Annotated in this window: 29 protein-coding genes; 22 read left to right on the plus strand and 7 right to left on the minus strand. The window is 66.3% G+C overall.

Annotated features, from left to right (window positions below; all coding sequences use genetic code 11):
• Window positions 1-14: 14 nt before the first annotated feature.
• The 4 genes from I603_RS06585 to I603_RS06600 all read right to left on the minus strand — a co-directional run bounded on the left by I603_RS06585 (window position 15) and on the right by I603_RS06600 (window position 2,369).
• Complete coding sequence (locus I603_RS06585; RefSeq protein WP_232305273.1) at window positions 15-1,007, minus strand: transglycosylase SLT domain-containing protein; 993 nt, start codon at window positions 1,005-1,007, stop codon at window positions 15-17.
• A 104-nt stretch (window positions 1,008-1,111) separates the two neighbouring features.
• Window positions 1,112-1,450, minus strand: coding sequence for a flagellar protein FlgN (locus I603_RS06590; RefSeq protein WP_084439929.1), 339 nt, complete (start codon window positions 1,448-1,450; stop codon window positions 1,112-1,114).
• Between the two features lie 4 nt (window positions 1,451-1,454).
• Window positions 1,455-1,754, minus strand: coding sequence for a flagellar biosynthesis anti-sigma factor FlgM (locus I603_RS06595; RefSeq protein ID WP_084439931.1), 300 nt, complete (start codon window positions 1,752-1,754; stop codon window positions 1,455-1,457).
• A gap of 78 nt (window positions 1,755-1,832) precedes the next feature.
• Window positions 1,833-2,369 carry a flagella basal body P-ring formation protein FlgA gene (locus I603_RS06600; protein ID WP_086621749.1) on the minus strand — a complete coding sequence of 179 codons (537 nt, stop codon included), beginning with the start codon at window positions 2,367-2,369 and terminating at the stop codon, window positions 1,833-1,835.
• A 224-nt stretch (window positions 2,370-2,593) separates the two neighbouring features.
• Here I603_RS06600 and I603_RS06605 point away from each other — a divergent pair, with 224 nt between their 5' ends.
• A complete protein-coding gene (locus tag I603_RS06605; RefSeq protein WP_068863390.1) occupies window positions 2,594-3,652 on the plus strand; it encodes a GGDEF domain-containing protein in 1,059 nt (352 codons plus the stop codon).
• A 14-nt stretch (window positions 3,653-3,666) separates the two neighbouring features.
• Here the strand turns inward: I603_RS06605 and I603_RS06610 are convergent, their stop codons facing one another.
• Both I603_RS06610 and I603_RS06615 read right to left on the minus strand, forming a co-directional pair.
• A complete protein-coding gene (locus tag I603_RS06610; protein ID WP_068863392.1) occupies window positions 3,667-4,110 on the minus strand; it encodes a hypothetical protein in 444 nt (147 codons plus the stop codon).
• A complete protein-coding gene (locus I603_RS06615; protein ID WP_068863393.1) occupies window positions 4,107-4,784 on the minus strand; it encodes a MotA/TolQ/ExbB proton channel family protein in 678 nt (225 codons plus the stop codon). Before I603_RS06615 ends, I603_RS06610 begins: the two co-directional genes overlap by 4 nt.
• Window positions 4,785-5,020: 236 nt before the next feature.
• Here I603_RS06615 and flgB point away from each other — a divergent pair, with 236 nt between their 5' ends.
• From flgB to I603_RS06695, 16 genes are all read left to right on the plus strand, one after another.
• The gene (flgB, locus tag I603_RS06620) at window positions 5,021-5,377 is read left to right on the plus strand and encodes a flagellar basal body rod protein FlgB (RefSeq protein WP_068863395.1); all 357 of its coding nucleotides are present in this window, start codon (window positions 5,021-5,023) and stop codon (window positions 5,375-5,377) included.
• Window positions 5,374-5,790, plus strand: a complete 417-nt coding sequence (gene flgC / locus I603_RS06625) for a flagellar basal body rod protein FlgC (RefSeq protein WP_068863397.1) — start codon at window positions 5,374-5,376, stop codon at window positions 5,788-5,790. The genes flgB and flgC overlap by 4 nt, the downstream gene beginning before the upstream one ends.
• Entirely contained in the window at window positions 5,790-6,104 is a 315-nt protein-coding gene (locus I603_RS06630; protein WP_068863399.1) for a flagellar hook assembly protein FlgD, read from the plus strand. The genes flgC and I603_RS06630 overlap by 1 nt, the downstream gene beginning before the upstream one ends.
• 30 nt (window positions 6,105-6,134) lie before the next feature.
• A complete protein-coding gene (locus I603_RS06635) occupies window positions 6,135-6,950 on the plus strand; it encodes a flagellar hook-basal body protein (protein ID WP_068863401.1) in 816 nt (271 codons plus the stop codon).
• A 12-nt stretch (window positions 6,951-6,962) separates the two neighbouring features.
• Window positions 6,963-7,709 (plus strand): flagellar basal body rod protein FlgF, encoded by a 747-nt coding sequence (locus I603_RS06640; protein WP_068863403.1) that lies wholly within the window; start codon window positions 6,963-6,965, stop codon window positions 7,707-7,709.
• 23 nt (window positions 7,710-7,732) lie between these two features.
• Window positions 7,733-8,524, plus strand: coding sequence for a flagellar basal-body rod protein FlgG (gene flgG, locus I603_RS06645; RefSeq protein ID WP_068863405.1), 792 nt, complete (start codon window positions 7,733-7,735; stop codon window positions 8,522-8,524).
• Window positions 8,525-8,532: 8 nt separating this feature from the next.
• Window positions 8,533-9,249: a flagellar basal body L-ring protein FlgH gene (locus I603_RS06650; RefSeq protein WP_068863407.1), complete on the plus strand. Its 717-nt coding sequence runs from the start codon at window positions 8,533-8,535 to the stop codon at window positions 9,247-9,249.
• Between the two features lie 10 nt (window positions 9,250-9,259).
• On the plus strand, window positions 9,260-10,357 hold the full coding sequence (locus I603_RS06655) for a flagellar basal body P-ring protein FlgI (RefSeq protein WP_068863409.1): 1,098 nt from the start codon (window positions 9,260-9,262) through the stop codon (window positions 10,355-10,357).
• The gene (locus I603_RS06660) at window positions 10,354-10,683 is read left to right on the plus strand and encodes a flagellar biosynthesis protein FlgJ (protein ID WP_143736688.1); all 330 of its coding nucleotides are present in this window, start codon (window positions 10,354-10,356) and stop codon (window positions 10,681-10,683) included. Before I603_RS06655 ends, I603_RS06660 begins: the two co-directional genes overlap by 4 nt.
• A complete protein-coding gene (flgK, locus tag I603_RS06665; protein WP_068863413.1) occupies window positions 10,683-12,026 on the plus strand; it encodes a flagellar hook-associated protein FlgK in 1,344 nt (447 codons plus the stop codon). The genes I603_RS06660 and flgK overlap by 1 nt, the downstream gene beginning before the upstream one ends.
• Before the next feature lie 14 nt (window positions 12,027-12,040).
• Window positions 12,041-12,961, plus strand: coding sequence for a flagellin N-terminal helical domain-containing protein (locus I603_RS06670; protein WP_068863415.1), 921 nt, complete (start codon window positions 12,041-12,043; stop codon window positions 12,959-12,961).
• Window positions 12,962-12,988: 27 nt separating this feature from the next.
• Entirely contained in the window at window positions 12,989-13,852 is an 864-nt protein-coding gene (gene motA / locus I603_RS06675) for a flagellar motor stator protein MotA (RefSeq protein ID WP_068863416.1), read from the plus strand.
• Window position 13,853: 1 nt separating this feature from the next.
• Window positions 13,854-14,810, plus strand: coding sequence for a flagellar motor protein MotB (locus I603_RS06680; RefSeq protein WP_084439939.1), 957 nt, complete (start codon window positions 13,854-13,856; stop codon window positions 14,808-14,810).
• A 143-nt stretch (window positions 14,811-14,953) separates the two neighbouring features.
• On the plus strand, window positions 14,954-15,838 hold the full coding sequence (locus I603_RS06685; protein ID WP_068863417.1) for a hypothetical protein: 885 nt from the start codon (window positions 14,954-14,956) through the stop codon (window positions 15,836-15,838).
• Between the two features lie 100 nt (window positions 15,839-15,938).
• The gene (dcd, locus tag I603_RS06690) at window positions 15,939-16,493 is read left to right on the plus strand and encodes a dCTP deaminase (RefSeq protein WP_068350379.1); all 555 of its coding nucleotides are present in this window, start codon (window positions 15,939-15,941) and stop codon (window positions 16,491-16,493) included.
• A 62-nt stretch (window positions 16,494-16,555) separates the two neighbouring features.
• The gene (locus tag I603_RS06695) at window positions 16,556-17,731 is read left to right on the plus strand and encodes a saccharopine dehydrogenase family protein (RefSeq protein WP_068863419.1); all 1,176 of its coding nucleotides are present in this window, start codon (window positions 16,556-16,558) and stop codon (window positions 17,729-17,731) included.
• Between the two features lie 84 nt (window positions 17,732-17,815).
• Here I603_RS06695 and I603_RS06700 read toward each other — a convergent pair whose 3' ends face one another.
• Window positions 17,816-20,002 (minus strand): TonB-dependent receptor, encoded by a 2,187-nt coding sequence (locus I603_RS06700; protein WP_068863421.1) that lies wholly within the window; start codon window positions 20,000-20,002, stop codon window positions 17,816-17,818.
• Between the two features lie 518 nt (window positions 20,003-20,520).
• On the opposite strand from I603_RS06700, the gene I603_RS06705 reads away from it, so the two are divergent.
• The 5 genes from I603_RS06705 to I603_RS06725 all read left to right on the plus strand — a co-directional run bounded on the left by I603_RS06705 (window position 20,521) and on the right by I603_RS06725 (window position 26,849).
• Window positions 20,521-21,735 carry a helix-turn-helix domain-containing protein gene (locus tag I603_RS06705; RefSeq protein ID WP_068863423.1) on the plus strand — a complete coding sequence of 405 codons (1,215 nt, stop codon included), beginning with the start codon at window positions 20,521-20,523 and terminating at the stop codon, window positions 21,733-21,735.
• A 327-nt stretch (window positions 21,736-22,062) separates the two neighbouring features.
• Window positions 22,063-22,845, plus strand: coding sequence for a hypothetical protein (locus I603_RS06710; protein WP_068863425.1), 783 nt, complete (start codon window positions 22,063-22,065; stop codon window positions 22,843-22,845).
• Window positions 22,842-25,808 (plus strand): MobF family relaxase, encoded by a 2,967-nt coding sequence (gene mobF, locus I603_RS06715; protein ID WP_068863427.1) that lies wholly within the window; start codon window positions 22,842-22,844, stop codon window positions 25,806-25,808. Before I603_RS06710 ends, mobF begins: the two co-directional genes overlap by 4 nt.
• A 91-nt stretch (window positions 25,809-25,899) precedes the next feature.
• Window positions 25,900-26,589 (plus strand): ParA family partition ATPase, encoded by a 690-nt coding sequence (gene parA / locus I603_RS06720; protein ID WP_068863429.1) that lies wholly within the window; start codon window positions 25,900-25,902, stop codon window positions 26,587-26,589.
• The gene (locus tag I603_RS06725) at window positions 26,586-26,849 is read left to right on the plus strand and encodes a ribbon-helix-helix domain-containing protein (protein ID WP_068863431.1); all 264 of its coding nucleotides are present in this window, start codon (window positions 26,586-26,588) and stop codon (window positions 26,847-26,849) included. Before parA ends, I603_RS06725 begins: the two co-directional genes overlap by 4 nt.
• Window positions 26,850-26,939 lie beyond the last annotated feature (90 nt).

Below are 26,939 nucleotides of genomic sequence, written 5' to 3' on the forward strand. Positions count from 1 at the left end.
CATGTCCGGCGCGCTCACAGACCGAACGCCTTCAGCCGGTCATAGGCACGGCGGACCTGTACGGGGGCAGCGCTGGCCTCATTGCCGAAGGTTGCGCCCAGCAGCTGCGACATGGGCACGCGGGGGGGCAGGGAGACGGCGGAGCCAACGGGCATGGTCAGTGCGGGTGCAGGGCCGGGACCGAACACGGCTTCATCCGCGATCAGATAGGGCGATGGCGTGCGCTGCGCGGGAGCTGCGGGATAATCGGCGCGGGCGAAACGCAATGTCTGTGCGCTTCCGGCACGGTCGAGCGCGCGTTCCAGCTTGCCTTCCAGCACCCCCATCACGCCTGCGAGGCTGCGTGGGCTGCCATCGGGCGCATAGAAGATCCCGCGATTTGCCGCTGCGGGCCGGGCGAACAGTGCCGCTGCGCTTTGCGAGGGGTCGGCCTGCATTTCCGACAGGAACCGCCCCGCGCCGCCCGCGCCAAGGAAATGGGCGAGATAGAGCTCGGCGTGGTCCGGCTGGCGTCCAAGGATCGGGGCGAGATGCGCGCGGTTGTCCTCGGCCAGCCCCGCCGCCATCAGCGCGGCGACCTCGGGATCGGCCCGCAGCGCGAGGATCGCCTGTCGCTGGGCCGGATCGGCCACGAAGGCATTGCCCGCCGCCGTGACGTCGATCTGCTCGGCCAGCGCGCCGAGACCGAAGCGAGTGCCGTGCCGCTTCACCGTGTCGAGCCAGGTGCTCTCGATGAACTGGTACAGGCCGGTCGCGCTCGAAGTTGCAGCGCGGGCTTCGGGGTCCATCGCGGATTCGACTTCGGCCTGGGCGAGCAGGAAGCCGAAATCGACCGTGGTCGCTTCCGCCGCGCGGGCGATCGCGGCTTCGACCGGCGAGCCGGGCTGCGGCGCCGCGATCTGGCGCATCGCACCGCCGCCGCGCGCCGCCTGATGGGCGCGGGCAGCAGCCTCGAACCCGGCGCGGATCGGGCCGGAGGGGAGGAAGGAGGGGGATGATGTGCTCAAGGCAGACTCCGCCGGATGGCTCAGCGCCGCAGGTCACGACGCTTTCGTGCGGAGTTCTGCAAACCGCGTGCCAGACTGGCGCGACCGCGATTACGTAAGACTACCTAGCCGCGCATCGCGGCATAGGCCGGATGCGGCATCCGGCGCGGCCCGCCCAGCGCCTCGATCCGCGCGGCGACATTCGCCGCGAGCAGGTTGCGCACCCGGCGGTTGACGTCGTTGAGGTGGCGCGCGGTCTCGGCCAGCGCGCGGGTCTCGCCGTCGAGCGCGTCCGGCCCGAACCCTGCCAGACTAGCGCACAGGCTTTCCTTGTCCCTTGCCGAGGCGATCACCGCGTCGGCATCGAGTGCGGCAAGCGCTTGCCGCTCGGCTTCGAGCACGGCAATCATCTGCCGCAACTGTGCGGCAAGCGGGAGCGAGGGGCGGGCAGGCCTTCCGGTCATGATGTCAGTCCTTTACCGGAACGGCAAAGCTGACCTGCGCGGCGATCATCGCATCGACGATCCGGGTCGGCACCAGCGGGTAGGAGCCGTCCTGCAAGGCCGCACGGATCTGTGCCACGCGCTCGGCATCGACCGGCGGACTGGCGGCTTCGACTGCGGTGCCGACGGCGACACTGACCCCCGACGCTGGCGTGTCGGCCGCACGGGTGGAAGCGCTGCGGGCGCCGATCTGTGCCCGCTCGCCCGAGGTGACCGCGCGCGGGGCGGCGATCCCTTGCAGTTTGCTGAGTTCGACAGAAGGCATGACGTATATCCTTGATGGAAAGGCTGCTCCCGAGAACGGCGCTCCGGAGGCAGCTTTAAGGGGGGTTTAAATATTTCTTCAGCTTGCCGGGATGACGGCGAGGCCGGGGCGCTCGATGCGGGCGCGCAGCGGTTCGGCTTTGCGCGCGGTGCGCACGAAGATCCATTCTCCGACCACGCCGCTTTCCATCGCCTCGCCTGCCTGCTGGACCGAAAAGCCGCGCCCGCGCACCATTACGGTCAACGCATCGCCGCGCTTGATCGCCGGAAGCGCCGGACGAGCGGCCGCTTTCCCGCCAGTCCCGTCGACCGCCACGAAGATGCGCCAGGGGTCCGGACCGGGACATTCGACCCGGACCGATTGGCGCGCGGTGCCGTGCCAGGCAACTGCCAGCGGCGCGGCGCAGGGCGCCAGGCGCAGGCGCGGGTCGGCGGGGCTTCGCGCGCCGCCGGGCGTGCCTGTTGCCGCGCCGGTGAAGGCCGCCACTGCGCGGTCGATCACAGCCGGATCGGTGGCCTGTTGCGCTGCGACCGGCGGGTCGCACAGCGGCAGCAACATGGTGGCTGCCAGCGGGGCAAGCCGCCAGCCTTCGGGCCAGGGATTGGTAATCTCCATGAATCTGCTCCTGTTCCGGACGGGGGATGTCTGCCCTCAATGGCAGCAAGAGGCGTGCCAAGCCGACTGCGAACCCGCCTAGGCACTTTACCGGAGGTCCCTCGCGGCGCGGCTTAAGCATGTTGCGGCTAGAGCGGCAGGCAACGTCCACCTTTCCAGCCGTAACAGGGTCCGACATGTCGTTTGCTTCGCGTTTTCTTCCCCGTGTTCCACGTCCGGCCGGCATGCCGCCGCTCAATCCGGAAGACCCGTCAACGGGCAGCGCCGCCAGCCGTGCCGAAGAAGCTCGCCAGGCTCTGCTGGCGCGCATCGGGAATTTCGTCGAGACGCATGACCTGGCCGTGACCGCCAGCAATCTCGCCGCCATTTGCGGCGGATTGTCCGGCTCGCACCCGGAACTGGCGCAGGCCTTTGCCGCGCGTGAAATTGCCGGCGAACCGATCGACCAGCGCTGGCTTGATACGCTCGGGCGGCTCGATCCCGACAACCATTCACGCATCGCCGAGCTCGAGGCGCTGATGGACAAGCTCGAATATTCGCTGATGCGCTTTGCCCAGACGGCGCGCTCGGCCCAGAGCGAGACCAGCGACCATCGCGGCGCGTTGGGCGCACGGATCGAGGCGATGGCCGAGATCGAGCTCGACTCCGCAGCTGCGGGGGACCTCGCGCAGGTGCTCGACCTCTCGCGCACCATGCTGGCGCGGATTGAGCAGGTTGAAAGCGCGATGGCGCGCAGCCAGGCGGAGACCGAGCGCCTGCGCGAGAACCTCGCCAAGGCGCGGCTGGAGGCCGATGTCGATCACCTGACCGGCCTGCCCAATCGCCGCGCCTTCGAACGCCGGCTGGTCTCCGCCGCTATCGAGGCGAGGGCCAAGGGGGAGAAGCTCAGCCTGGGCTTTTGCGATGTCGACCGGTTCAAGCTGATCAATGACAATCATGGCCACGAAGCCGGCGACCGTGTGCTGTGCGCGGTCGCGGCGACGCTCAACGAACACGCCGGAGATGCCTGCTTCGTCGCGCGCCATGGCGGCGAGGAATTCGTGCTGCTGTTCTATGGCATGGACAAACAGGCGGCGAGGGCAAAGCTCGACGCGATCCGATTGGCCCAGGCCGCCCGGCGGCTGATGAACCGCGACACCGGCCAGCCGTTTGGGCGCGTAACCTTTTCGGGCGGGGTCGCCGAAGTGACCGAGGATAGCGACACCCGTAGCGCGCTGGGCCGGGCCGATGCCGCACTCTACCGCGCGAAACAGGAAGGCCGTAACCGGGTAATGGTGGGCTGAGGCCCGGCCTTTGCCTAGTCGGCGGGCGGCTCGTCATAGGCAAGGCTGGCATAGAGATCGGCCTCGCCGCCGACCGTGATGATGGTACGCACCGCCACACCGCTGCCTCTGGCTTGTTCAGCAAGCCCGCGCGCGGCCGCCCAGGCCACTGCCTCGCCGCCGGGACGATAGCGGGCGAATACGGTCAGCGTGGCGCGCGGATCGCGCGGCTGCGTGCCAAGCCATTCGGCCAGACCCGGACCGCCCGCAACCGGCCGGTAGAGCGCCTGCGCCGCGGCGACCGCGACCGGGCGGGCGGAGGGCAAGACCCCTGCCCTGCCGACCGGGGCTGGCCGGCTTTCGGTATCCCCGGCAGGCAGGGCGGACAGGGTCAGCAGGAACAGGATCAGCGCCAGATCGGCGAGGATCAGCTGCCAGCCATGGCTGCTGCCGCGGGCGGAAAGCAAAGCGGCGCTCATGCGACACCCCGCAGTTGCGCGCGTCCGTCTTGCGGCGGTGAGGTGGCAGGTGCCGCGATCTGGTCGAGGAACCATTCGGCCAATTTCTCGCGCTCCTGCTCGCGGGCGATGCCCCGCCGCTCGATCGCGCTCGCCAACGGGTGACACGCCAGATGCGCCAGCAGGGCGCCATAAAGGGTCGACAACACCGAGGTCGCGATCGCAGCCAGCGTGACGCTCACGGTATCGCTGCCAAGCGCCGGGGCGAGCTGGGTGAAAGCGAACAGCGTCCCGATCAGCCCGAACACCGGGGCGAGTTCCCCCGCCCACACGAACACCTGTGCAGCAGAAACCCTGCGCGCCTCGTCCAGCGCGCGCTCCGCCCGGCGGGTGCGTTGCAGCGCTTCCAGCGAGCCGTGCCGCAGATAGGTTTCGAGCATCAATGCAAGGGCGCGGTCGGGCGGCAATGCCGGACTGGCCCGGTGCGAGCCGTCGCGGCGGATTGCGCTGACTGCGCGGGCGAGTGCCTTGCGGTTGGCCTCGGCATCGAAGCCGGGCTTTGCCAGCGCCCCCGCTTCACGCAGCGCCGCGCCGAAATCGTGCCAGCCGCAGCGCGCCGCACAGGCCAGAACCGTTCCCGCGACTACGATCATGAAGGCGCCCGGATCGATCAGGGCGGCAAATTTCACGGACATCAGGTTCCCCTCTCCCGGCCCCGGACGCAGAGCCTTCGCTCACACAGAACGTCTCGGCCATTCTCCGCTTAAGCTAGGTATTTTCGGCAGGGTCTTGCCGGACTGGCGGCAAGCGCTTGCCGCGTCCCGCGCCGGACCCATCGCGCCGCCCTCCTTGCGGGCAAACTGGCACGCTTCCTGCAAACCCATCGTCGCCCCGGCATGCGAGCCGGCGGGCAACACGAGGGGAGACCCGCATGAACGAGAGACTTTTCGGCATTCACGGCGCGGCGTTGAGCCTGCGGTCGCAGCGCATGGGCGTGATCGCCTCGAACATCGCCAATGCCGCCACCCCCGGCTACAAGGCGCGCGACATCGATTTCAACGCCGCGCTCGATGCCCGGCTGGCCGACGCGCGTGGCGATGCGACCGCCGACGGTCCGAACGCCGGCATGGTGTGGCGCCGTCCGACCATGCCCTCGCTCGACGGCAACACGGTTGAGCTCAACCGCGAACAGGTCGCCTTCGCCGAGAATGCCGTAGCCTATTCCGCGACGCTCAGCTTCGTCCAGGGCAAGGTCAATACGATCACCCGCGCGCTGAAGGGCGAATGACCATGCCCGGCGAATCCCCCATGACGCTGTTCTCCCTGACCACCCGCGCGATGAGCGCGCAGATGGTGCGGATGAATGCGGCGACATCCAACCTCGCCAATGCCGGCTCGGTCTCGAGCACCGAGGAGGGCGCCTATCGCCCGATCCGCGCGGTGTTTTCAGTCGAGCTCGACCGTGCCTCGGGCCTTGCCGGGGTGACCTCGGGTGGGCTCGTGCGCGCCGAGACCGCGCCGACCAAGCGCTACGATCCCGGCCACCCGCTCGCCGATGCGGAGGGCTTCATCTTCGAAGCTCCCGTCGATGAGACCGCCGAGATGGTCGAAATCATGGAGAGCGCCCGCCAGTACCAGAACCTGGTGCAGGCGCTCCAGACTGCCAAGCAATTGATGCTCGAAACCCTGAGGAGCCAGTAATGGACAGCACTGCCATCACCCCCGGCGCGCAATCGACGCTTGACCGGCTCAACACCCCCTCGCGCCTGAGCGGGAACGGACTGGAGACGCTCGACCAGGGCGACTTCCTGCGCCTGCTCACCACCCAGCTGACCTTCCAGGACCCGCTGGAACCGGCCGACAACAAGGACATGCTGGCGCAGATGGCGCAGTTCTCCTCGCTGGCGGCCACCACCGAGAGTTCGGCCACCCTCGAGGCGATTTCGGCCAAGCTCGACCGGCTGATTGCGGCGCAGGAAGCGACTGCCGAGCGCCTCACCAACCCGCAACCCTGACCCCTTCCCCAGCACAAGGATCACAACCCCATGTCGTTCTTCACCTCCCTCAGCGGTCTGCGCAATGCCGAGACCGACCTGCGCGTCATCGCCCACAACATCGCGAATGCCGAAACCGTGGGCTTCAAGAAAAGCTCGGCGCAGTTTGCCGATCTGGTTGCCACCGGCGCGCCCACCGATCCGCGCCGCACGGCGGGCATCGGCGCGACCGTTTCGGCGATCACCCAGGACTTTGCGCTCGGCCCGCTCGAACAGACCGGTCGCAGCCTCGATATCGCGATCGACGGCGACGGGTTCTTTGCGCTCGAAAACCCCTTCTCGGGCGATCTCAGCTTTACCCGCAACGGTAATTTCCAGCTGCGTGCGACCGGCGAATTGCAGGATGCCAACGGCAACCGGCTGCAGGCCTTCCCGGTCGATGCTGCGGGGGTGCCGACCTCGACCGTCCCGGCCAGCGTGATCGTGCCGCTGACCAATGGTGCGGGCTCGGCGCTCGCCAATGTCACGATCGACAACCGCGGGATTGTCAGCGCGGCCTATGCCGATGGCACCTCGACCCCGGTCGGACAGATTGCGCTCGCCACCTTCGCTGCCACCAGCGGCTTGCGCGCCATCGGGCAGACCAAGTGGCAGGCATCGGGAGATTCCGGCCCGCCGATCTTCGGCAACCCGGGCATCGGCAACAACGGCGAGATGATCAGCGGAGCGCTCGAACGCTCCAACGTCGATCTTGCCGAGGAGATGGTCTCGCTGCTGACCGCGCAGCGCAATTTCCAGGCCAATGCCCGCGCGATCGACACCGCCACCCAGATCTCCACCACCGTCATCAACCTGCGGCAGCAGTAAGGCCGTTGAACCATGGACCGGCTGATCTACACCGCCATGACCGCGATGAACGCGGCGATGGACCGGCAGCGGGCGGTGGCGAACAACCTCGCTAACGCCAGCACGCCGGGCTTTCGCCAGGAAGTCTTCGCGGTCACCCCGGCGACGCTCAAGGACGGCTCGCTCGAAGCCCGCGCCATGGCGCGCGGCAATGTGCGCGGGGCGGACATGACCGCCGCGCGCGTGGTGCCGACCGGCAATCCGATGGATGTCGCGCTGGAAGGAGACGCGCTGCTGGCCTACCAGTCGCCCGATCTTCAGGGCGAGGTCTATTCGCGGCGCGGTGACCTGCGTGTGGGCGCCTCGGGAGTGATCGAGAACGGCGAAGGGCTGGCGGTCCTGGGCGAAGGCGGCACCCCGATTTCGGTGCCGCCGGGCTTTTCCATCGCCATCGCCGCCGACGGCACGATCATGGCGAGCGATCCGGCCGCCGCCAATGCCCCGCCCGAGACGATCGACCGGCTGCGGCTGGTCAGCCCGAACGGCAGCCCGCTCGCCAAGGGGATCGACTCTTTCCTCAAGGTACCCGGAGGGGGCGTGCTGCCGCCCGATCCGACCGCACGCCTTTCCACCGGCGCGCTTGAACAATCCAATGTCCAGACTGCCGACACGCTGGTGCAGATGATCGAAGCCCAGCGCGCCTTCGAACAGCGCGCGCGGATCATCCAGACCGCAGGCCAGCTTGATGAAGCTTCCAGCGGCCTGATGGGCCTGCGCTGATCCATTCAAGGGAGCACTGACCAATGCCCACTTCCGCCCTTCACGTCGCCCGCACGGGGCTTGAGGCACAGGATGCGCGGATGCGCGTCATCGCCAACAACCTTGCCAATATCGGCACCACCGGCTTCAAGCGCGACCGCGCCGATTTCGCCACGCTCGCCTATCAGGAACAGCGCGTCGCCGGGCAGCAATCGACCGGACAGACCGCCTTTGCCGTGGGCCTCAACCTCGGCACCGGGGTGCAGGTGCAGGGCACCACACGGATCGAGGCGCAGGGGACGCTCAACGCCACCGCCAACCCGCTCGATCTGGCGCTCGACGGGCCCGGCTATTTCCAGGTCGAGCTGCCGCCGGGCGGTCAGGTGGGCTTCACCCGCGCGGGCAATTTCACCCTCTCGGCCGACGGCACGCTGATCACCTCGCAGGGCTATGCGCTCCAGCCGCCGCTGCAGATCCCCGCCGGCGCACAGTCGATCACTATCGCGCCCGATGGCACGGTGAGCGCGCTGACCCCCGGGGATGCCGCGCCGACACTGCTCGGCCAGCTGACGGTGGCGAGTTTCGTCAATCCGGCGGGCTTGCGTGCGATCGGTGACAACTTCCTGGTCGAGACCGCTGCCTCAGGTCCGGCCGAGCTCGGCTTTGCGGGCGAGAACGGGCGCGGTGCCGTGCGGCAGGGAATGCTCGAACAGTCCAACGTCAATGTGGTCGAGGAACTGGTCGAGATGATCGAGGCCCAGCGCGCCTACGAGATCAATTCCAAGATGGTGAGCGCGGTCGACGAGATGCTGCGCAACGCCAACCAGACATTGTGAGGCGACCCATGAAACCACAATACCTCCTTCTCGCCGCGCCGTTGCTGCTGTCCGCCTGCATGGGCACTGGTGGCACGGGGCCGCAGGCGGGCTTTGCCGCACCCCCGCCGCCAGGCGCTGCCATCGTGGCGGCAAGCCCGGGCGATCCGCTGGCCGTCGCCGCGCCGCAGCCGATGGTGCCCGCCACCAGCGCGGGCGCGATCTTCCGGACCGGGTCGGGCTATGCCGGGCTCGTCACCGGCACCCGCGCGCGCCAGCTCGGCGACATGGTGACCATCATCCTTACCGAGGCAACCACCACTACCAAGAGTACCGCGGGCCAGACCAGCCGTTCGGGCAGCTTCGGAATCACCCCGCCGACCAGCGGCCCGCTCGACTTCCTCAATCCCGATGCCCTTAAAGCTGCGGCCGAAGGGTCGTTCAGTGGAGGGGGCAATGCCGCGCAGCAGAGCCGCCTCAACGGTGCGGTCGCAGTGACCATCGCCGCGATCTACCCCAATGGCACCGCCGAAGTGGTCGGAGAAAAGCAGATGATGTTCTCTCAAGGCGATGAATGGGTGCAGTTCGCCGGCCGCATCCGCCTGATCGACATCGACGCCGACAACCGCCTGGCTTCCTCGCAGGTCGCCAATGCCCGGATCATCTATTCGGGCAAGGGCGCGGTCCAGCAGGCCAGTCGTCCTGGCTGGCTGAGCCGCTTCTTCAACGCGATTTCGCCTTTCTAGGAGATCCGTGATGCTGCGCTTTCTCCCCCTTCTGCTCGCGCTGCTGGCCGCCTTCGTCCCCGTCCCGGCCGCTGCCGAGCGCATCCGCGATCTCGGCCAGTTCGAAGGCCTGCGCGCCAACCAGCTGACCGGCTACGGCGTAGTCGTCGGCCTGCAAGGCACGGGCGACAACAACCTGCAATATGTCACCGAAGCGATGAAGGGTGTCTCGGGCCGGCTCGGGCTCCAACTGCCGCCGGGCGTCTCGCCCATCCTGCGCAACGCTGCCGCCGTGATCGTCACCGCCGAATTGCCGCCTTTCGCCAAGCCGGGCCAGCGCATTGACATTACCGTATCCACGCTTGGCCAGGCGCTGAGCCTTCGTGGCGGAGCGCTGGTGCTGACTCCGCTCTACGGTGCGGACGGGCAGATCTATGCCATGGCGCAGGGCAATGTCGCGGTCGGCGGGCTGGGCGTATCGGGCCGCGACGGCTCACAGCTCACGGTCAATGTAACCACGGTGGGCCGGATCGCCGACGGGGCCACGGTCGAACGCGCGGTTGCAACCGGGTTCGATGCCTCGCCGACATTGCGCTTCAACCTGCACCAGGCCGATTTTCTCACCGCCGCGCGGGTGCGCGATGCGATCAACAGCCGCTGGCCGGGCATCGCCGCGATTGCCGACGGGGTCAGCATCGAGCTGGCCCTGCCGCAGGGCAATGACATACGTTCGGGCCTGATGGCCGAGATCGAGATGCTGCCCGTCACCCCGGCACCGGTGGCCGCGCGGGTGATCGTCAACAGCCGCACCGGCACGGTGGTGATCAACGACGCGGTGCGATTGTCGCCCGCCGCGGTCAGCCACGGCAAGCTGGTGATCCGCATCGACGAGAACCCCACCGTGATCCAGCCCGAACCCTTCAGCCGGGGCCAGACCGCGATCGAGCAATCCTCCGACATCACCGTAACCGAGCGCGCCGACAGGGTCGCCTATATGCCCGGAGCGGCGTCGCTGTCCGAAATCGTCGATGCCTTGAACCTGCTCGGCGTCGGCGCGGCCGATCTGGTGGTGATCCTGGAAAGCCTCAAGCAGGCAGGCGCGCTGCAAGCCGAAATGGTGGTGTTGTGACCGGCCCACTTGCCTCTCCTCCTTCCGTCTCGCTTGGCCGCGTTGCCAGCAGCTCGGTGCGTCCCGAGGCTTTGTCCCCTGAACGCGCCGAGCTGCGACAGGCAGCCGAGGGCTTCGAGGCGATCATGATCCGCAAGATGCTCGCCAGCGCGCGCGCGGCGAGCCTTGCCGCGGAAACGCCGCTGACAGGCGGCGGAATGCAGCAGTTCCAGACCATGCGCGACGAACACTTCGCTGACATCGCCGCTGCCAGCGGCGCCTTCGGGTTTGCACGGAGTATCGAGGCGCAGCTTGCGCAATATCTGCCGGATAGAGGTGACGGGTAATGCCCAGCGCGATCTTCACCATCGGTCGGTCCGGCCTCACGGCGTCACGCCTCAGCCTCGAGCTGACGGCGCAGAACATCGCCAATGCCGCCAATCCCGACTATTCGCGCCGCACACTTACCCAGAGCGAGCTGGTGATGACCGGCAATATCGGGATCGGCGCCTCGGCGGATTCGCTCGGGGGCATCCGGCCGGGCGTGGTGGTGCGGGCCGAAAGCGCGCTGGTGCAGCGGCAGGCGCGCGATACGTCATCGGCCCTGGCTGCGGCAGAGGCCGAATTCTTCGCCCTGCGCGAGGCCGAGAGCGCGCTGGAAGCTTCAGGGGTCTTTACTGGCCTGGTCGAATTCGAAGCAGCGTTGACCAGGCTCGAAGGCAATCCTCTCGAACCGGCGCTGCGCCTGTCGGCGCTGGAAAGCGCGCGCCAGATGGCAGGCAATTTTCGCGTCGCTGACAGCACGCTCGCCAATGCGAGGCGCCTGGTGCAGGACGAGGCGGCAGCCGAGGTGCTGACGGTCAACGAACTCGCGGCCGAACTGGCCGAGGTCAATCGCGATCTTGTCGCCGCGCGTGAAGGCACGGCGGGGCGCGCGGCGCTGCTCGATGCGCGCGACAAGGCATTGCGCGGGCTGGCCGAACAATTCGGCATCGCCACCGTGATCAATGCCAATGGCACGGCCGACGTAAGTCTCGATGGTGCGCCCCCGGTGGCGCTGGTGACGGGCGGGGTGACGGCCAACGTCGACCTTTCCGTGAACCCCGATGGCACGCTCGCCTTCGACGTCGGCGGCACGGCGTTTGCGCCCGCCGGCGGCGCGATGGCAGGACGCGCGAGCGCTCTGTCCGACATAGCAGGCCTGCAGGCCGGGCTCGACAGTCTCGCCCAATCGGTGATCGGCATTGCCAATGCGGCGCAGGCGGCAGGCGTGGACAGCGCCGGCAATCCTGGCCAGCCGCTGCTGGGCGGCACCGGTGCGGCGGATATCGACGTCGCGCTCGCTTCTGCCAGCGGGCTTGCCACCGCACCCGCCGGCGCGCCCGCAGGCAGCCGCGACACGTCCAATCTCGCCGCGCTTCTGGCAACGCTGGGTGCCGAGACCGGCCCTGCATCCCAGGCCGACGCGTTGCTGCTCAGCCTCTCCAGCCGCGTTGCCGCACTCGACACGCGGCGCGAAGGGCTCGGCGTCGTTGCTGCCAGCGCCGAAGCCGAGCTCCTCAGGGAAACCGGGGTCGATCTCGATACCGAAGCGGCCAATCTCGTGCGGCTGCAACAGGCCTTCGAGGCCAATAGCCGGGTGATCCAGGTCGCTACCGAACTGTTCGATACCCTGCTGGGCCTGAGGTAAGGGAGCGCGCCGCCATGAGTTTCGTCAGCACCTCCACTGGCTCTTTCTTCAACCGCGCGCTGGCGCAGATGGGCGAACTGCGCGGCCGGATCGAGCGCAACCGCACGCAGATCGCCACCGGATTGAGGCTGGAGCGCGGGTCGGACGATCCGGCGGCTGCCGCCCAGCTTCGCAGTGTGGCAAGAGCCGAGGCGCTGGCACGGGTCGAAGGCGACAATGCCGCGCGGTTCGCCCAGGATCTGGGCGCGGCCTCGGAGGAACTGACCGCCGTTATCGGCCTGCTGCAACGCGCGCGGGAACTTGCGGTGCAGGCCGCCAATGACCCAGCAGGGGAGGACGGGCGGCAGGCGATCGCTTTTGAACTGGCGCAGCTTTCCGAAGAATTGTTCAGCCGTGCCAACGGCACGACGCTGACTGGCGAGCCTCTGTTCGCCGGGCTGTCCTCCGATCCGGCCTTCGTGCGTGATGCGCTGGGCAATGTCACCTACATCGGCACGGCCACCAGCGGTGCGGTGCCGGTCGCACCGGGAACGGCGATCGAACGGGGATTGCCAGGCAGCGAGGTGTTCGAGTTCGACCTTGGCGGCACGCCGTCCAGCGCCTTTGCCGTGCTCGGCGGGCTGGCAGCGGCGCTGGCTGGCGGTGCGCCCGATCCGGCCGCAGCGGCCAACGCCGCGCTGGAGGGGCTTGATGCCGCGCTCGACACAGCCAGCCGGGCGCAGACCATCCTCGGCACCCGCATGGCGTGGGTCGATCAGGTGCAGCAGCAGCAGGCCGACCGCGGCGTGGTGCTGGCCGAACGGCGCTCGCGCTTCGGTGATACCGACATAGCCGATACGATCGCCCGGCTGCAGCAGTCCCTGACCGCACTCGAGGCAAGCCAGGCGGCCTTCGCGCGGGTCAGCTCGCTCTCGCTGTTTGACGCGCTGCGCTGACGCGCGAACCCAAGCAGGAGCCCTGTCGTGTTTGTAGCCATCGGAATTGTCGTGCTGCTCGCCATGGTATTTGGCGGGTTCATCCTCGCCGGCGGCGCCATGGGTCCGGTGCTGGCGGCGTTGCCGCTTGAATTCATGATGATCGGCGGGGCAGCGACCGGCGCCATCCTGATCGGCAACTCGATGCACGCGATCAAGCTGCTTGGCGGCGGCGTCGGCAAGATCTTTAAGGGGCCGAAATATACCGACGAGGATCATATCGACGCGATCGCACTGGCGAGCAAGCTGATGAAGCTGCTGCGATCCGAAGGGGCGGTGGCGCTGGAAAGCCATGTCACCGATCCGGCCAGCTCGACCATCTTCAGCGAATATCCGCGCCTGCAGGCCGATCCCGTCGTGACCGCGATGATCTGCGATCCGCTGACCCTGCTGGTGGTGTCTTCGGGTACGCTCGATACCCATGCCGTGGAGGAGGTGATCGACAATGCGATCAAGACCCAGCTGCACGAGATGGACGAGCCGCAGCACATGATCCAGTCGCTCGCCGACGCCTTGCCCGCATTGGGGATCGTGGCGGCGGTGCTCGGCATCATCAAGACCATGGGTGCGATCAGCGAGCCGCCCGAGATCCTCGGCAAGATGATCGGTTCAGCCCTGGTCGGGACCTTCCTCGGCGTGCTGCTTGCCTATGGCCTTGCCGGACCGCTGGGCGCGCGGCTGAAGCAGATCAACGCCCATGACCAGCAGATTTTCCATTCGATCAAGCAGGTGATCATCGCCTCCTTGCACGGCTATCCGCAGCCGCTGGTTCTGGAAGCGGCCCGGTCGGGACTGCCGCCCGCGCACCGACCCAAGCTCACCGACCTGCTCGACATGATGCGGGGCAAATAGCATGGCCGAGGCCGATCCCAGACTGCTTGCCCCGCCCGCGCCGGTGATCGTCAAGAAGGTGACCATCGTCGAGGGCGGCCACCATGGCGGAGCATGGAAGGTCGCCTATGCCGACTTCGTTACCGCCATGATGGCCTTCTTCCTGTTGCTGTGGCTGCTTGGTGCCACCGAGGAGAAGCAGCGCAAGGGGATCGCCGACTATTTCACTCCGACGCTGGTGAAGCTGCGCAAGGAAAGCGCCGGGTCCGATGGATTGCTGGGCGGTTCATCGATAACCGATGTGGATAATTACCCCAACTCCATGGGCCAGACCGGCACGCGAGCGATCACCATTCCGCGCGGCGTCACCGGCGGCCCGGTCGAGGGCGGCGGGCGCGGCGAGATGGATTCCGACAAGCTCAGGGAACTGCGAGACAAGATCGAGAAGAAACTCGTCCAGCGCCGCCAGCTAACCCATCTGGCCCGGCAGGTGCGGGTGATGCGCGCGCCGGAGGGGATCCGCATCGACCTCGTCGACGATGCAGATTTTTCCATGTTCGAACTCGGCACCACGATCCTCACTACCGAGGCGCGCGGCCTGCTTGAGGTGATGGCCGAAACGCTGAAGGACGAACGTGCCCCGCTGATCCTGCGCGGCCACACGGACTCGTTGCCGTGGCGCGGGAGCGTGACAGCAAACAACTGGTCGCTTTCCACCGGCCGCGCCGAGGCCACCCGGCAGGCCCTGTTGCTGGGCGGGCTGCCCGCGCAGCGGATTGCCCGGATCGAGGGCGTGGCCGAAACCGAACCGCTGATCGCGGATGATCCCGCCGATCCGAGGAACCGGCGGATCTCGCTGCTGTTGCTCGACGCCAAGGCCGGGGGGCGAGCCGTCACCAGGCGCCCGGCACCCGTGTCGCCGCCGAACCCGCGCAATGTGCCTCAGGGCAAGGGGCAAGCGGAAGAAAACGTCGATTAATCAGGCAGACAGGTTCTTTCCAGCATATTGCCCCTGGGTCGAAATTGCGGGCCGGCGGGACCAGCCGGAAGCCGCGACAATCGCGCCTTGAAAGCCAGGCACGCCCTGGAACCATTGTTCCATCATGGAGCATCTGACGCGAGATGTTCGGTTTCCGTGGCATTCCTTCGAGCAGTCCGCCGGGATATTCTCCACGCGACAGCGCTAGTGAAAGAAGCGCCGCGCTGATCCTGTCGCTGGCACTGACGGCGGGCCTGCTCAGCCTGATGTTGCTGATATCGCATCCGCGCCACAAGCCGGATCGTCTTGCCGAATCCCTCGTGGTCCTGACCGCCCGCCAGATTTCCGCCACGGCGCCTGACCCGCCCGAGGAAGAGAATATCGACGAGCCTGAGGTTTTCGCCAAGAGCCCCGAGGAAGCCGCCCCGCAAAGCCGCCCGCTGACGATTGCTCCACCCCCCGCTTTGCCGGTCATGCCGGTTGCTCCGATCAAGCTCGCGCCCGTCGTGCTGCCCGAGATACCCCGGACCGGTGACGGTCCGCTGATCACGCCAGGTGCCGAGAGCCGGGGCGATCAGGCGCACGGGCCTGCAGGGATAGCGGGTGCGGGGGGCAATGGTGTCAGCGGAAATGGCAGCGGCGGTGCCGGAAACGGCAAGGGGCGGGGCAGCCAGCTTATCGCCTCGTGGGCGCCCGGCATGGATTTCACCAAGAATTACCGCGTCTATCCCGCCGCCGCGCGCGAGGCGAAGATCGAAGGCGCAGCTTACCTCAAATGCTTCGTTCTGCGCTATGATCGGGTGCGCGATTGCAGCCTCGCCGCCGAGCAGCCCAAAGGCCACGGCTTTGGTGAAGCAGCCCTGAAAACAGAGCGATGGCTGCGCATCCGGGTACACAATCAGGCCGGGCGCCGGATGTACAACCAGTGGGTGGTCGTCAAAACCTATTTCGTGCTGCCCCCGGACGAACAGGGCGAGGGTGCAGGCGATGGCCCGCCATCCGCCGCCGAGGTCGAGGCGGTCCCCTAGGAGGCGGGCCGGGCGCCCCGTTCCGCTCCTGGACCAAACTCATCCGGATAATTTCGCGCTGGCCCTTGCTGGCCCGGCATCCATCGGGAATCACATCCACATGGCGATTCTCTCCGACAAATGGATCCGCGCGCAGGCGCTCGAACACGGCATGATCGAGCCTTTCGTCGAAGCCCAGCGGCGCGACGGGGTGATTTCCTATGGCCTATCATCCTATGGCTACGACGCGCGGGTCGCGCCGGAGTTCAAGATCTTCACCAATGTCGATAGCGCCGTGGTGGATCCCAAGGATTTTGCGGCGAACTCCTTCGTCGACCGCGAGACGGACGTGTGCGTGATCCCGCCCAATTCCTTCGCGCTGGCGCGCACGGTCGAATATTTCCGCGTGCCGGAAGATGTGCTGGTGATCTGCCTCGGCAAGAGCACCTATGCGCGCTGCGGGATCATCGTGAACGTCACCCCGCTCGAGCCGGGCTGGGAAGGGCATGTTACGCTGGAATTCAGCAACACCACCCCGCTGCCTGCGAAAATCTACGCCAATGAAGGCGCGTGCCAGTTCCTGTTTTTGAAGGGCAACGAGCGCTGCGAGACCAGCTACAAGGACCGCGCGGGCAAATACATGGGCCAGCGCGGGGTGACGCTTCCGAGGCTCTAGGGCAGCGGGTCTGGACTTGAGCCACTCCCTCGCGCATCAGCTTCGCGCAAAGGAGATAACGCATGAGCACCCGCGAATTCGACATTATCGTTTACGGCGCCACCGGTTATACTGGGCGGCTCGTCGCCGAATATCTCGCCCACCACTATGGCGCGCGCGATGACGGGCCGAAATGGGCGATGGCGGGCCGCAGCCTCGCTAAGCTTGAAGAGGTGCGCGACCTGATCGGCGCGCCTGCCACCACGCCGCTGGTGGTCGCCAATGCCGATGACGACGCCGACCTTGAGGCGATGTGCAACCGGACCCGCGTGGTGCTCACCACGGTCGGCCCGTACCAGCTCTATGGCGACAAGCTGGTCGCGGCCTGCGTTGCGACCGGCACCGACTATGCCGACCTGTGCGGCGAGCCGGCGTGGATGGCGGCCAAGATCGCCGAGCACCAGGCCGCCGCCGAAGCCAGCGGCGCGCGCATCTGCTTTTCTTCCGGGTTCGATTCGATCCCCTTCGATCTCGGCGTGATGATGACGCAGAAGGCCTGCGTCGAACGCTTCGGCCAGCCCGCCCCGCGCATTCGCGGGCGCGTGCGGGCGATGAAGGGGACCTTTTCGGGCGGCACTGCCGCCAGCCTCGGCGCGACCATGAAGGCGGCGGCCAGGGATATCTCGGTCATCAACGTGTTGCGCAATCCCTTTGCGCTGACGCCGGGTTTTGAAGGCCCCGACCAGCCTTCGGGCATGATTCCCTCCTATGAGGACGACCTCGGTAAGTGGTCTGCGCCCTTTGTCATGGCGCCGATCAACACCAAGAACGTCCACCGCACCAACTTCCTCCTCGGCCATCCATACGGCACCGACTTCAAGTATGACGAGATGATGCTGACCAGCCCCGGCGAGGCGGGCAAGGCGGCGGCCAATGCGGCGCTGGAGATGATGAAGAACCCGTTTGGTGCAAAGCCTCCCAAGCCCGGCGAAGGGCCGAGCAAGGAGGAGCGCGAGACCGGCTTCTACGATGTCGTGTTCGTGGCCGAAATGCCGGGCGGCGAGCGGCTGCAATATGGCGTGAAGGGCAAGTATGATCCGGGTTACGGATCGACCAGCAGGATGCTGAGCGAGACGGGGATCGCGCTGCTTTCCTGCGAAAAGCCTGGCGGGATCGGCACGCCGGGCGCGTTTCTGGGCGAGGATCTGGTCAAGCGGCTCGAGGAGCACGCCGAACTGCTTTTCACGGTGGAGAATTGAGGCACGAAAAAGGGGCAGCCGGACGCCAGAAATATCCGGCCGGCTGCCCCTGATTGCGACCCTGTTGCCCGCAGGAGCTACGGATCAGAAGCTCAAACGGACGCTGGCGCGGAAGTTGCGGCCCATCAGGGGGACGAAGTCCTTGGTGAAGCTGGCGTGGCGGCGACCAATGACGTCGAAGATATTGTCGGTCGCCAGTTGGACGGTCACGTTCTGGTTATCCGCCAGCGGGCGCCACGCCACCAGGGCATTGACCAGGGTAAAGCTGTCCGTCGGAGTTTCGAAGGCGGTAACCCTGTCCTGCCCGTCGAACCATTGCACTTCGCCGCGAACGTCGAAGGAATCGGTCTGCGCTTCCAGCGCGCCGAGCAGGCTCAGCGGCGGGATGCGCGGCACGGCGGTCCCGTCCGCCAGCTCGGCCTCCACATAGGAGGCGCGCAGGTCAGTCAGCAGGCGGAAAGTCCCGGTGTCGACCACCGGATAAGAGAAGTCCGCCTCGATCCCGAAGAAATCGGCATCCTGCTGGAGATATTCGAACACCGGCAGGCTGTCTTCCTCGAACCCTGCATCTTCAAGGAAGATGTAGTTGTCGAACCACTGCTTGAAGACGGTGAGGTTGAACGTCCCCGCCCCGATGCTGCCGCGCGCATAGGCTTCCAGCCCCCAGGCGCTTTCGGTGTCGAGGTCGGCATCGCCGATCTCGAAGGCCTGCGTGGCAATGTGCGGGCCGTCGGACAACAGTTCCTCGGCGCTCGGCGCACGTTCCGCACGCGAGCCGTTGAGGCCGATGCGCACGCCTTCAATGCCTTCGTAGACGAGGCCGAGCGCGCCCGAGAAGGTTTCGTAATCGCGCTCGATACCGAGGGTCTGGGCCTCGACATCGGTGAACTCGGCACGCGCAGCGGCTTCGATCTGGACCGGGCCGGTGCCGAATTCCTGCAAGGTGAAGATCGCCACCTGGTCGGTCAGGTTGGGCGGAACATAGGCTTCTGCCCCGACCGCGCTGAAATCGCGGTGGAGATACTGGATGCCGGTCGCGCCGCGTAGCATCCCGTCGGCGTTCTGGACGAGTTCGGCGCGGGCTTCGACACTGGTGCTGTCGAATACGGTGCCGACTTCGCCCGGCCCTTCGAATTCGGTGTGGGTGTAATCGGAATAGCCCACGCGCAGCTTGAGCCGCTCGAACGCGCCGTCGCCCAGATAAATGTCACCCTTGAAGTCGGCGCGGAACTGCTGGAGGTCGATGCGGACGTTTTCCTCCTTCTTCTCCCCTTCGCCGCCTTCTTCCTCTTCTTCCTTCTTCAGGCCCGGGCGTTTGATGACGCCGTAGTTGGTGTCGTACCAACCCAGCGAGGCGCCGAAGGTGCTCTCGCCGAGGATCAGGCCAAGGCCGGCATTGACCGTCCAGCTTTGCATGTCGCTGTTGGGCACGAAGCCGCGCTGGGCGGCCGCTTCGCGGAATTCGGCGGCTTCATCGGGCTCGCCATCGGCGTCCTTCTCCGCAGCCTCTTCCAGCAGCTCCTCGCGCAGTTCCGGGGAAAGCTGGAACCCGCCGATGTCCATGTTGCCGGTATCGCGCCACGATCCGTCGACATGGAACACGAGGTTCGAGCCGATCCCCACGTCGAGCGAGGCCGCGCCGGTCCTGAGGTTGGTGGCGCTGTCGACACCAGCAAAGGCGTCGAGATGGAAGTCCTCTTCCGGCATGCGGGTCGGGATGCGCTTGTCGATTACGTTGACCGCACCGCCGATGGCCTGGCTGCCGTAAAGCAGGACGGCGGGGCCGCGCAGGACTTCGACCCGCTCCACCGTGATCGGCTCGATGCTGGTGGCATGGTCGACCGAGGTGTTCGAAACGTCCGCAGTGCCGACCCCGTCAACCAGCACGCGCACGCGTTCGCCCTGCTGGCCGCGCAGCACCGGACGCGATGACCCCGGGGCGAAGCTGGTGGCCGAAACGCCGGGGATCTTGGTCAGCAGTTCACCGATCTGGCCGGTGACGGCCTCGCGCTGGATGTCGCGCACTTCCAGGACGCTGGTCCCGGCCAGCACGTCGAGCTCCCTCAGGCCCGAGGCGCTGACGATGATGTTGCCTTGCCCGTCAGCCTGGCGGTTGTGGAGGTCGTCTTCCACCTGGGTCGCATTGTCGGCGGGCTGGGCCTGCTCCTCGGCGTTGTCCTCGGCAAAGGCCGGGCTCGCTGAGACGGCAAGGCCGATCGCGGTGGCGAGGGTAAGGCGGGAAGGCGCGAGACGGATTTTGCGAGCGGTCATGGGGTTTCCGTTGATTGAATGAGATAACGTATCACGCAGCTAGCAGCCAAACACGGTATTGCAAGGGGTCAAACCGGTGAACCGCGCAGATTCGCCGACCGACTGCGGCACAAATGCGACAACAGCCGCGCGCTTGTGACGGTGTGCTGCGGCGTTTTGTGCTGGTTTGTCGGAAAACTGGAGCGGGCGAAGGGATTCTGACGGGAACATACAATTTCGCGAGGATAAGCGTTTAGTATGTTTTTCAGTCACCTACGGGGTAAGGGCAAGACATTCGCCCACCCTCTCGGCCTTTATGAGGGCTCTGGGGGTAGGCCATCGCTTCATTCTGACTGTGGAAATGCCAACAGGGCAGTGGCATCGCGGATAACCGATCCACCAGACCGATGCCGGAAACGAAAAACCGGCGGGGGGACGGCCATCCCCACCACCGGCAAATTTCATAGCGCGTCAGCTACCTCTTCCACCTACGCGAGCGACGAATCGCGTGCAAGGGCAAACCTTGCGGGAGGTGCAAAATGAGCGCCTCCTTGGCCCATGGTGGTCTGCCACCAGGCGTTACCCACTTCAGCTTGGCTGATCTGATCGAGAAAATCGCGTCGGGGTCTTGTCGCGAGGAACGCCTGTCGGCGACCGCAGTGCGTGTCCTGAAGCACTATCTGCTCGGGTGCCGGTCGTCCGACTTCGAGCGTGGCAAGATTTGCGGTGTGTGGGAGCAACCGCAAACTACGGCTCAAACGCTGCGGATTTCGACGAAGGTCCTGCACAACGCCGAAGCCGAGCTGGAGCGCGGCGGGTTCATTGAGCGGACCCATGTTCCGCATGCGCGCCGCACGGGTCAGCGCCGTCACGGCGCGATCGTCAGCCTCGCGGGGATCAGCCTGCGACCGGTCATCGATGGCTACCATCGGTGGATGGCGCGGCATGAGGCCATGGAACTGCAGAGAGATGCAGTTGCCGCCCTGCGCTACGAGCTGGTTATGCTCGCTCGCCAGATCAGGGCAACCGAGGCGGCGGAGACCGTCGAGGAGGCCGAACGGATCCTGCCTAGGGGCCGCGTGTCCCGCATCGAGTCCATTGAGAAGCTTGAGGCCCTGAAAGCGTCGCTGGAGGCGCTGCTGGTGCAGCTGGATCTTCCGTCTGGTGACACGAAATCTTCCGTCCGGACGGAAGAAATCTTCGCACCCAATATACCTATCCAAGACTCATCGAAACACTGTACCCGCGCGCCCGCCGGACAAAGCTACGCTGATCGGTCAGCCGAGATCACGCCAGCTATAGCCGCCAGCCTTGCGAGCGACGATTATCGGGCTCTGCTGCCATCCACGCAGCCACTGGGCTGGCCAGACATTGTGGAGGCGGCCGCCATCGCGTGCCTTTGGCATGGCATCTCCCAGCCCACCTGGGCTGCAGCCTGCGACCGGATGGGGCGCGAGAGAGCAGCGCTGTCGGTGCTCGTCATCGACCGTAACGCGCGGCTTCCGGCAGAGCACCGATACCGCGCACGATCAGGCCGGAAATGTCTGGCCGGGCTGATGCGCAACGCATCGAGCCTTGCGCCCATGATCGAGGCGGCAAAGGGCTTTGCGGGTGGGAGCGTGCCTGACCGTCCGTTCGAAGTCGCCCCGTCCCGCTCGGACGCCGGGCAGAGCTTCGCGATGGCCTGTCAGGCAGCTCTCCGGACCTTTGTCGGAGAAGATCGTGGACACCGCATGAGGGGGGCCGAGCAATGACCAAGTGCCGCGTCTCAACCTATCGCGTTCCCTGCCGGGATGGTCTCAACGGGAATTCCAGACCATTATGGAATTCGGAAATCAGGGCGGCACAAGGGCTCGGCGGGGAAAATAGAATTACACACTCCACGCTACGTGGCGGTGTGGTCTGGGCGGGCAAAGACCCCCAGAAATCCGCCATTCTAGGCTCTAGACAGGTTCATAATCGCGCCGCGAAAGCTGCCCCAGCGGCACAGACGGCCTATGGCGTGTCTATAGAAACGCCATATTTCAACAGGTTGACTTCTAGACGGTCGCCTCTTGCCTCTGTCATCGCGGGAGGTTCCAGTGGCCAAGCTTGAACAGCTCAACACCAGCGTCTCATCTGACATCTACACCCGGTTCAGCGCCATCGCAGCCGAACGGAGTCTGTCGAACGCGGCCCTGCTCAGGGATCTGGTCGTCGAATTCATTGAGGCCGCCGATGCCGGCCGTGCCCTGTTCCAGAAGGAGGCTGCTCCAAGACTTGATGCGACCGTCAGCGGGCTGGTGCACCAGCTGCGCGAACTGGTGATGGAGCTGGACCGGGCGCAGGCGGACAATGCGCGGATGCTTGGCAAGCTGACCGAGAAGTGGAACGGCGGCGAAGAGGCCAATCGCATTGCCCAGGAGAAGCTTCTCGCCCATTTCTGGGAGCAGGATCAGGCCAGTCTCTCGCCGTTCTACAAGAGGGCCGAGCAGCTCCTCGCTGCCTTCGAAGCACTTGAGCCTAGCCTTCTCGCCGCGCTCGAGCCGCACCTCGCGAAGATCTCCGAACAGCTCGACAAGTCGATCGCACTCGCCAGCGAGCCGCGCCAGATGCGATCCATCTACCTCGGCGACAACCGCTTTCTGTCGCTCAAGTTTCTGTCGGCTTGCGGAGGCCTGGCACTCCTCATGGGCGCGCTCGTCGCAACCATTCTTCCCACCCAGTTCGATGGCTGGTCGGTCTGGCAGTCAGGCAAGCTGATCGACCACCCCGCGAAAATGTGTCGGCTGATCGCCCGCAAGTACGGTGTTACCGATTGCCGGGTCCCAGAGCAGGAGCGCGATCTCGGCCTGCGCGTCATTGCCCATGAGGATCGGCGATGATTACGCTCGCCTCGGTCGGATCGGCCTCATCCGCAGCGGAGTACCTCTGCCAAGACAACTATTACACTGCGGACCAGACGCAGGATGCGAGCGCCTGGTTCGGGAAGGGCGCGGACGCGCTCGGCCTGACCGGCAAGGTCGAGGAAGCGGCCTTTGCTGCCGTGCTCGACGGCAAGCTGCCCGACGGCTCGGTGATTGCCGGGAAGGACGGCGTGCATCGCCCCGGCGTTGATCTGACCTTCTCGGCGTCGAAGTCCGTGTCGCTTGTCGCGATGCTCGGCGGAGACAAGCGTCTGGTCGAGGCATTGAAGGAGTCCGTGACTGCAACATTGCGCTGGACGGAGAAGAACGTCGTCGAAGCTCGGGTCTGGGATGCAGCACAAGGACGGCAGGTGCCGGAGCGCTCCGGCAACCTCATCGCCGCGACCTTCCTGCATGACGTGAACAGGAATGGTGAACCACAGCTCCACATCCATGCCGTTGTTGCTAACGCGACCATGGCTTCGGATGGCAAATGGCATGCGGTGCGCAACGATGAACTCTACCGCGCGCAACACGTGTTGTCGGCGATCCACAATGCCGAACTGCGCAGCCGCGTCGAAGCATTGGGCTACGAGACCGTGCCTGCCCGCAATGCCATCGACGGTGCTTTCGAGATCAAGGGCGTGACCCGCGAAGCGGTTGAGGCGTTCTCGACCCGCCGCGCCGAAATCCTCGCCGAGCTGGCCAAGGAAGACCGAGGCAGCGCCCGCGAGCGTGAGCTTGCGGCGCTGTCCACCCGGCGCGGGAAGGAGTTGGAGCCGGATGCAGCGCGGCAGGTCGCCGCGTGGAAGGAAACCGCGCGAGCTATAGGCTTCGACCCGTCGCGCCTGATCGAGAGTGCCATGGCCCGCTCGGCGGGTCAGCAGACTGTCTGGTCGCGGGTCGTCGAAGGTATGCGCGGGATCGGCGAGCGCGGCATAGCAATTGCCTGTGCCATGGGGCTGACCCCGAGGGATGGCGACCCGCTGGTGCCAGAGCGGCTCGGGCGGCTCGAGCCGAAGGCCTTTGCCGCAGCGCAGGCAGTCGCCTCAGCCGCACGAGAGCTTGGCGAACGCGAGGCAGCCTTCTCCCGCAATGATCTGATCCGCACCGCGCTCGAACGGCAGGGGCCAGTCACGGTCGACATGATCGAGGCGCGGATCGATCTGTTGCAGGAGCGGGGACTGCTGGTCGGCAGCGGTCCGGCTGATCGCGACCGGATGCTCACCACCGAGCAAGCGCTGGCCATGGAGACCAAGGTCATTGCGCTGGCGCAGGCAGGCAAGGACAGCGTTCAGCCCATCGCTGACAAGGACGGCATCGTCGCGCGGTTGCAGGAACAGGCGCGGGCCATCGGCCTTCGCCGCCTCAACACAGGGCAGGAGCAGGCGGGCGTCGCGATCCTCACCTCCAGGGACCGCGTGCATCTTGTTCAGGGCGGCGCGGGTGTGGGGAAGTCGGCGGCGCTGGCTCCGGTCGCGGCCATTGCGCGGGAGGAGGGGCGGCAGGTGGTGGCGCTGTCCCACGTGGGCCGGATCGCGCGGGAGTTTGGGGAGAAGACGGCCAGTCCGGCATCGACCGTCGATGCGTTTCTGGCCCGGTATGCCCGTATCATCGATGGCAGTGCCAGCGCGGATAAGGTGGTAGTGGTAAGGGCGGAGCTGTCCGGTGCGCTGGTGATGGTGGATGAGGCCAGTCAGATCGGCACCGACCGGCTCGCGCGGCTGATCGCCCTCGCCAACGAGATGGATGTCAGCAAGCTGGTGCTGGCTGGCGACATAAAGCAGCTACCCGCCATCGAAGCCGGAAAACCCTTCGCGCAGTTGCAGCAGCAGGACCTTGGCCAAAGCCAGATAACCGAGAACCTGCGCGCGCAGACCCCTCAGATGGTCGCGATCAACCGCGCGCTCGAACAGGGCGATGTGAGCGAAGCCTTCGCGGTACTGAAGCCTGCCACGACCGAGGTGGCTTCAGGCAAGATCCCCGATGCTGCCGCTGCCATGTGGGCCAACCTCCCCAGGGAAGAGCGCGACAACACCATCCTTCTCGCGGCCGGGCGGGCGATGCGCAGCGCAGGCAATGCCGCCGCGCAAGAGGCGCTGATCCAACGCGGCGAAGTGGGCGAGCGCGGGGTGACGCTCGAGGTGCTCGACCGGGTCACCATCACCCGCGAGGGTGCCCGCCAGTTGAAGGGCTATCAGGACGGCCGCGTCGTCGCCATCGAGACGAACCTGCGCGCACAAGGCTTTGCCCGCGGCGAACGCGGCACGGTTATCGGCATCAAGGACGGCAAGGTCGAACTCGTCATGCCCGACGGCGAGATCCGTCGCTTCGATCCCGACCGTCTTCCCCGCAACCTCAAGCACGACGCGGTCACCATCTTCGAACCCAAGCAGATCAGCTTGCACGAGGGTGACCGCATCCGCTGGACCGCCAAGGACGCAGAGCGCGGCTTGCTCAACGGCGATATTGCCCATGTCGCGCGCATCGACGGCGACACCATCACCGTGAAAGGCAGCGACGGCCAGCTCCACGATCTGCCGCGCGGCGATCCCATGCTCGAGCGGCTCGACCTAGCCTACGCCATCAACGTTCACGTCGCGCAAGGCATGACCGCCAGGGACGGCATCATCATGATGTCGGAGCGCGAGCGGATGCTGAATACCTCGGCCTCGTTCTTGGTCGCCGTGACCCGGATCGCGGAGAACGCCACGCTGGTGACCGACAATCCCTCGCGCGTCGAGCGGCAGGTGGAGAGCCGAACCGGCGAGAAAAGCAGCGCGATCGAGACCGCCCGGGAAAATGGCCACGCTCTCCCCTCGCCGACGGAGACGAAGGACCGTGAACTGGCTTTGGAGCGGACGCCCGAGCGCAGTGAACCAGGGCGCGGCTCCAGCGGACCAGATCTGTCGCGCGACCGCGATTACGACTTCGGGATGTGACCGCGATGATGCCCCCGGATCCCTACGCCTGCACGTCCCGCACACTCGCACAGCCTCACATGCCCACATGTGAACATGAGGACCACCGCACATGACCACGCCTTCACATTCCCACACCCAAACAATTGCGATCATCAGCCAGAAGGGCGGTGCGGGTAAGACCACGCTGGCGATCCATCTCGCTGCCGCAGCCGCCCGGGCGGGACGGGTCAGCCTGCTGATCGACACCGACCCGCAGGCCAGCGCCTCGCAATGGGCTGAGTGGCGGAAAGGCGCGCCGCCGGAGGTGATCGACAGCGCGCCGCCACGCATTCCGGCCAAGATCGCTGCGGCGGCGGCACAGGGCGCCGAGCTGATCGTGATCGATACGCCGCCGCATGCCGATCTTGCTGCCAGCAAGGCAGCCGAGTGCGCCGATCTGGTGTTGATCCCGTGCCGACCCAGCGCCTTCGACCTTGCGGCGATGCGCACGACCATCCGTCTGGTCGAGCTGCTGGCGCGTCCCGCCTTTGTGGTGTTCACCGCCGGGCCGCCCCATGCCCCGCACATCTATGCCGATGCCCGTGAGCTGGTGACCGGGTTCGGCGGCCAGACCTGCCCCATCATCCTGCCGGACCGCGCCGCCTATCGTCACGCGGTCGCAGCCGGGCAGACCGTGTTCGAGCTTGATCCCGACGGCAAGGCAGCGGGCGAGATCGAACAGCTGCACATGTGGGCATGTGAACAGCTCCACATGTCCACACGTTCACAGTCTCAGGCCCATGAGAGGAAATCCGCATGAACCGATTCGCCAACCTTGCCGATCGCAAGCCCAAGGATGAGGCACAGGCCGCCGCGCCTGCCTCGCCACCACCCATCGCTCAGGTCCCGACCCCGCCGAGCCGCGTCGGCCGCAAGGCGATCTCTGGCTACTTCGCGCCTGAGCTGTCGCTCGCCCTGCACACCTGTGCCCGCCGTCATGGCCTCAGCCTCCAGGACCTCATGGCCGAAGCCTTCGACGACGTCCTTCGCAAGTACGGCGAGAGCCCCATTGGCCGCTAGTCGATCCCGGGAACAAGAGAAAAGGCAGGATTTTGAGGGGTATGAGTTGAAGTGAGAATGTGAGACTATGCCCATGTGAACGTGTGAACG

The organism is Erythrobacter dokdonensis DSW-74 (genome assembly GCF_001677335.1).
GTDB lineage: Bacteria > Pseudomonadota > Alphaproteobacteria > Sphingomonadales > Sphingomonadaceae > Erythrobacter > Erythrobacter dokdonensis.

Bases quoted from the DNA above. Each gene is read 5' to 3' on its own strand.
- I603_RS06590 (WP_084439929.1), bottom strand. From the start codon at position 1,450: ATGACCGGAAGGCCTGCCCGCCCCTCGCTCCCGCTTGCCGCACAGTTG.
- I603_RS06595 (WP_084439931.1), bottom strand. From the start codon at position 1,754: ATGCCTTCTGTCGAACTCAGCAAACTGCAAGGGATCGCCGCCCCGCGC.
- I603_RS06600 (WP_086621749.1), bottom strand. From the start codon at position 2,369: ATGGAGATTACCAATCCCTGGCCCGAAGGCTGGCGGCTTGCCCCGCTG.
- I603_RS06605 (WP_068863390.1), top strand. From the start codon at position 2,594: ATGCCGCCGCTCAATCCGGAAGACCCGTCAACGGGCAGCGCCGCCAGC.
- I603_RS06610 (WP_068863392.1), bottom strand. From the start codon at position 4,110: ATGAGCGCCGCTTTGCTTTCCGCCCGCGGCAGCAGCCATGGCTGGCAG.
- I603_RS06615 (WP_068863393.1), bottom strand. From the start codon at position 4,784: ATGTCCGTGAAATTTGCCGCCCTGATCGATCCGGGCGCCTTCATGATC.
- flgB (WP_068863395.1), top strand. From the start codon at position 5,021: ATGAACGAGAGACTTTTCGGCATTCACGGCGCGGCGTTGAGCCTGCGG.
- flgC (WP_068863397.1), top strand. From the start codon at position 5,374: ATGACCATGCCCGGCGAATCCCCCATGACGCTGTTCTCCCTGACCACC.
- I603_RS06630 (WP_068863399.1), top strand. From the start codon at position 5,790: ATGGACAGCACTGCCATCACCCCCGGCGCGCAATCGACGCTTGACCGG.
- I603_RS06635 (WP_068863401.1), top strand. From the start codon at position 6,135: ATGTCGTTCTTCACCTCCCTCAGCGGTCTGCGCAATGCCGAGACCGAC.
- I603_RS06640 (WP_068863403.1), top strand. From the start codon at position 6,963: ATGGACCGGCTGATCTACACCGCCATGACCGCGATGAACGCGGCGATG.
- flgG (WP_068863405.1), top strand. From the start codon at position 7,733: ATGCCCACTTCCGCCCTTCACGTCGCCCGCACGGGGCTTGAGGCACAG.
- I603_RS06650 (WP_068863407.1), top strand. From the start codon at position 8,533: ATGAAACCACAATACCTCCTTCTCGCCGCGCCGTTGCTGCTGTCCGCC.
- I603_RS06655 (WP_068863409.1), top strand. From the start codon at position 9,260: ATGCTGCGCTTTCTCCCCCTTCTGCTCGCGCTGCTGGCCGCCTTCGTC.
- flgK (WP_068863413.1), top strand. From the start codon at position 10,683: ATGCCCAGCGCGATCTTCACCATCGGTCGGTCCGGCCTCACGGCGTCA.
- I603_RS06670 (WP_068863415.1), top strand. From the start codon at position 12,041: ATGAGTTTCGTCAGCACCTCCACTGGCTCTTTCTTCAACCGCGCGCTG.
- I603_RS06680 (WP_084439939.1), top strand. From the start codon at position 13,854: ATGGCCGAGGCCGATCCCAGACTGCTTGCCCCGCCCGCGCCGGTGATC.
- I603_RS06685 (WP_068863417.1), top strand. From the start codon at position 14,954: ATGTTCGGTTTCCGTGGCATTCCTTCGAGCAGTCCGCCGGGATATTCT.
- dcd (WP_068350379.1), top strand. From the start codon at position 15,939: ATGGCGATTCTCTCCGACAAATGGATCCGCGCGCAGGCGCTCGAACAC.
- I603_RS06695 (WP_068863419.1), top strand. From the start codon at position 16,556: ATGAGCACCCGCGAATTCGACATTATCGTTTACGGCGCCACCGGTTAT.
- I603_RS06700 (WP_068863421.1), bottom strand. From the start codon at position 20,002: ATGACCGCTCGCAAAATCCGTCTCGCGCCTTCCCGCCTTACCCTCGCC.
- I603_RS06705 (WP_068863423.1), top strand. From the start codon at position 20,521: ATGAGCGCCTCCTTGGCCCATGGTGGTCTGCCACCAGGCGTTACCCAC.
- mobF (WP_068863427.1), top strand. From the start codon at position 22,842: ATGATTACGCTCGCCTCGGTCGGATCGGCCTCATCCGCAGCGGAGTAC.
- parA (WP_068863429.1), top strand. From the start codon at position 25,900: ATGACCACGCCTTCACATTCCCACACCCAAACAATTGCGATCATCAGC.
- I603_RS06725 (WP_068863431.1), top strand. From the start codon at position 26,586: ATGAACCGATTCGCCAACCTTGCCGATCGCAAGCCCAAGGATGAGGCA.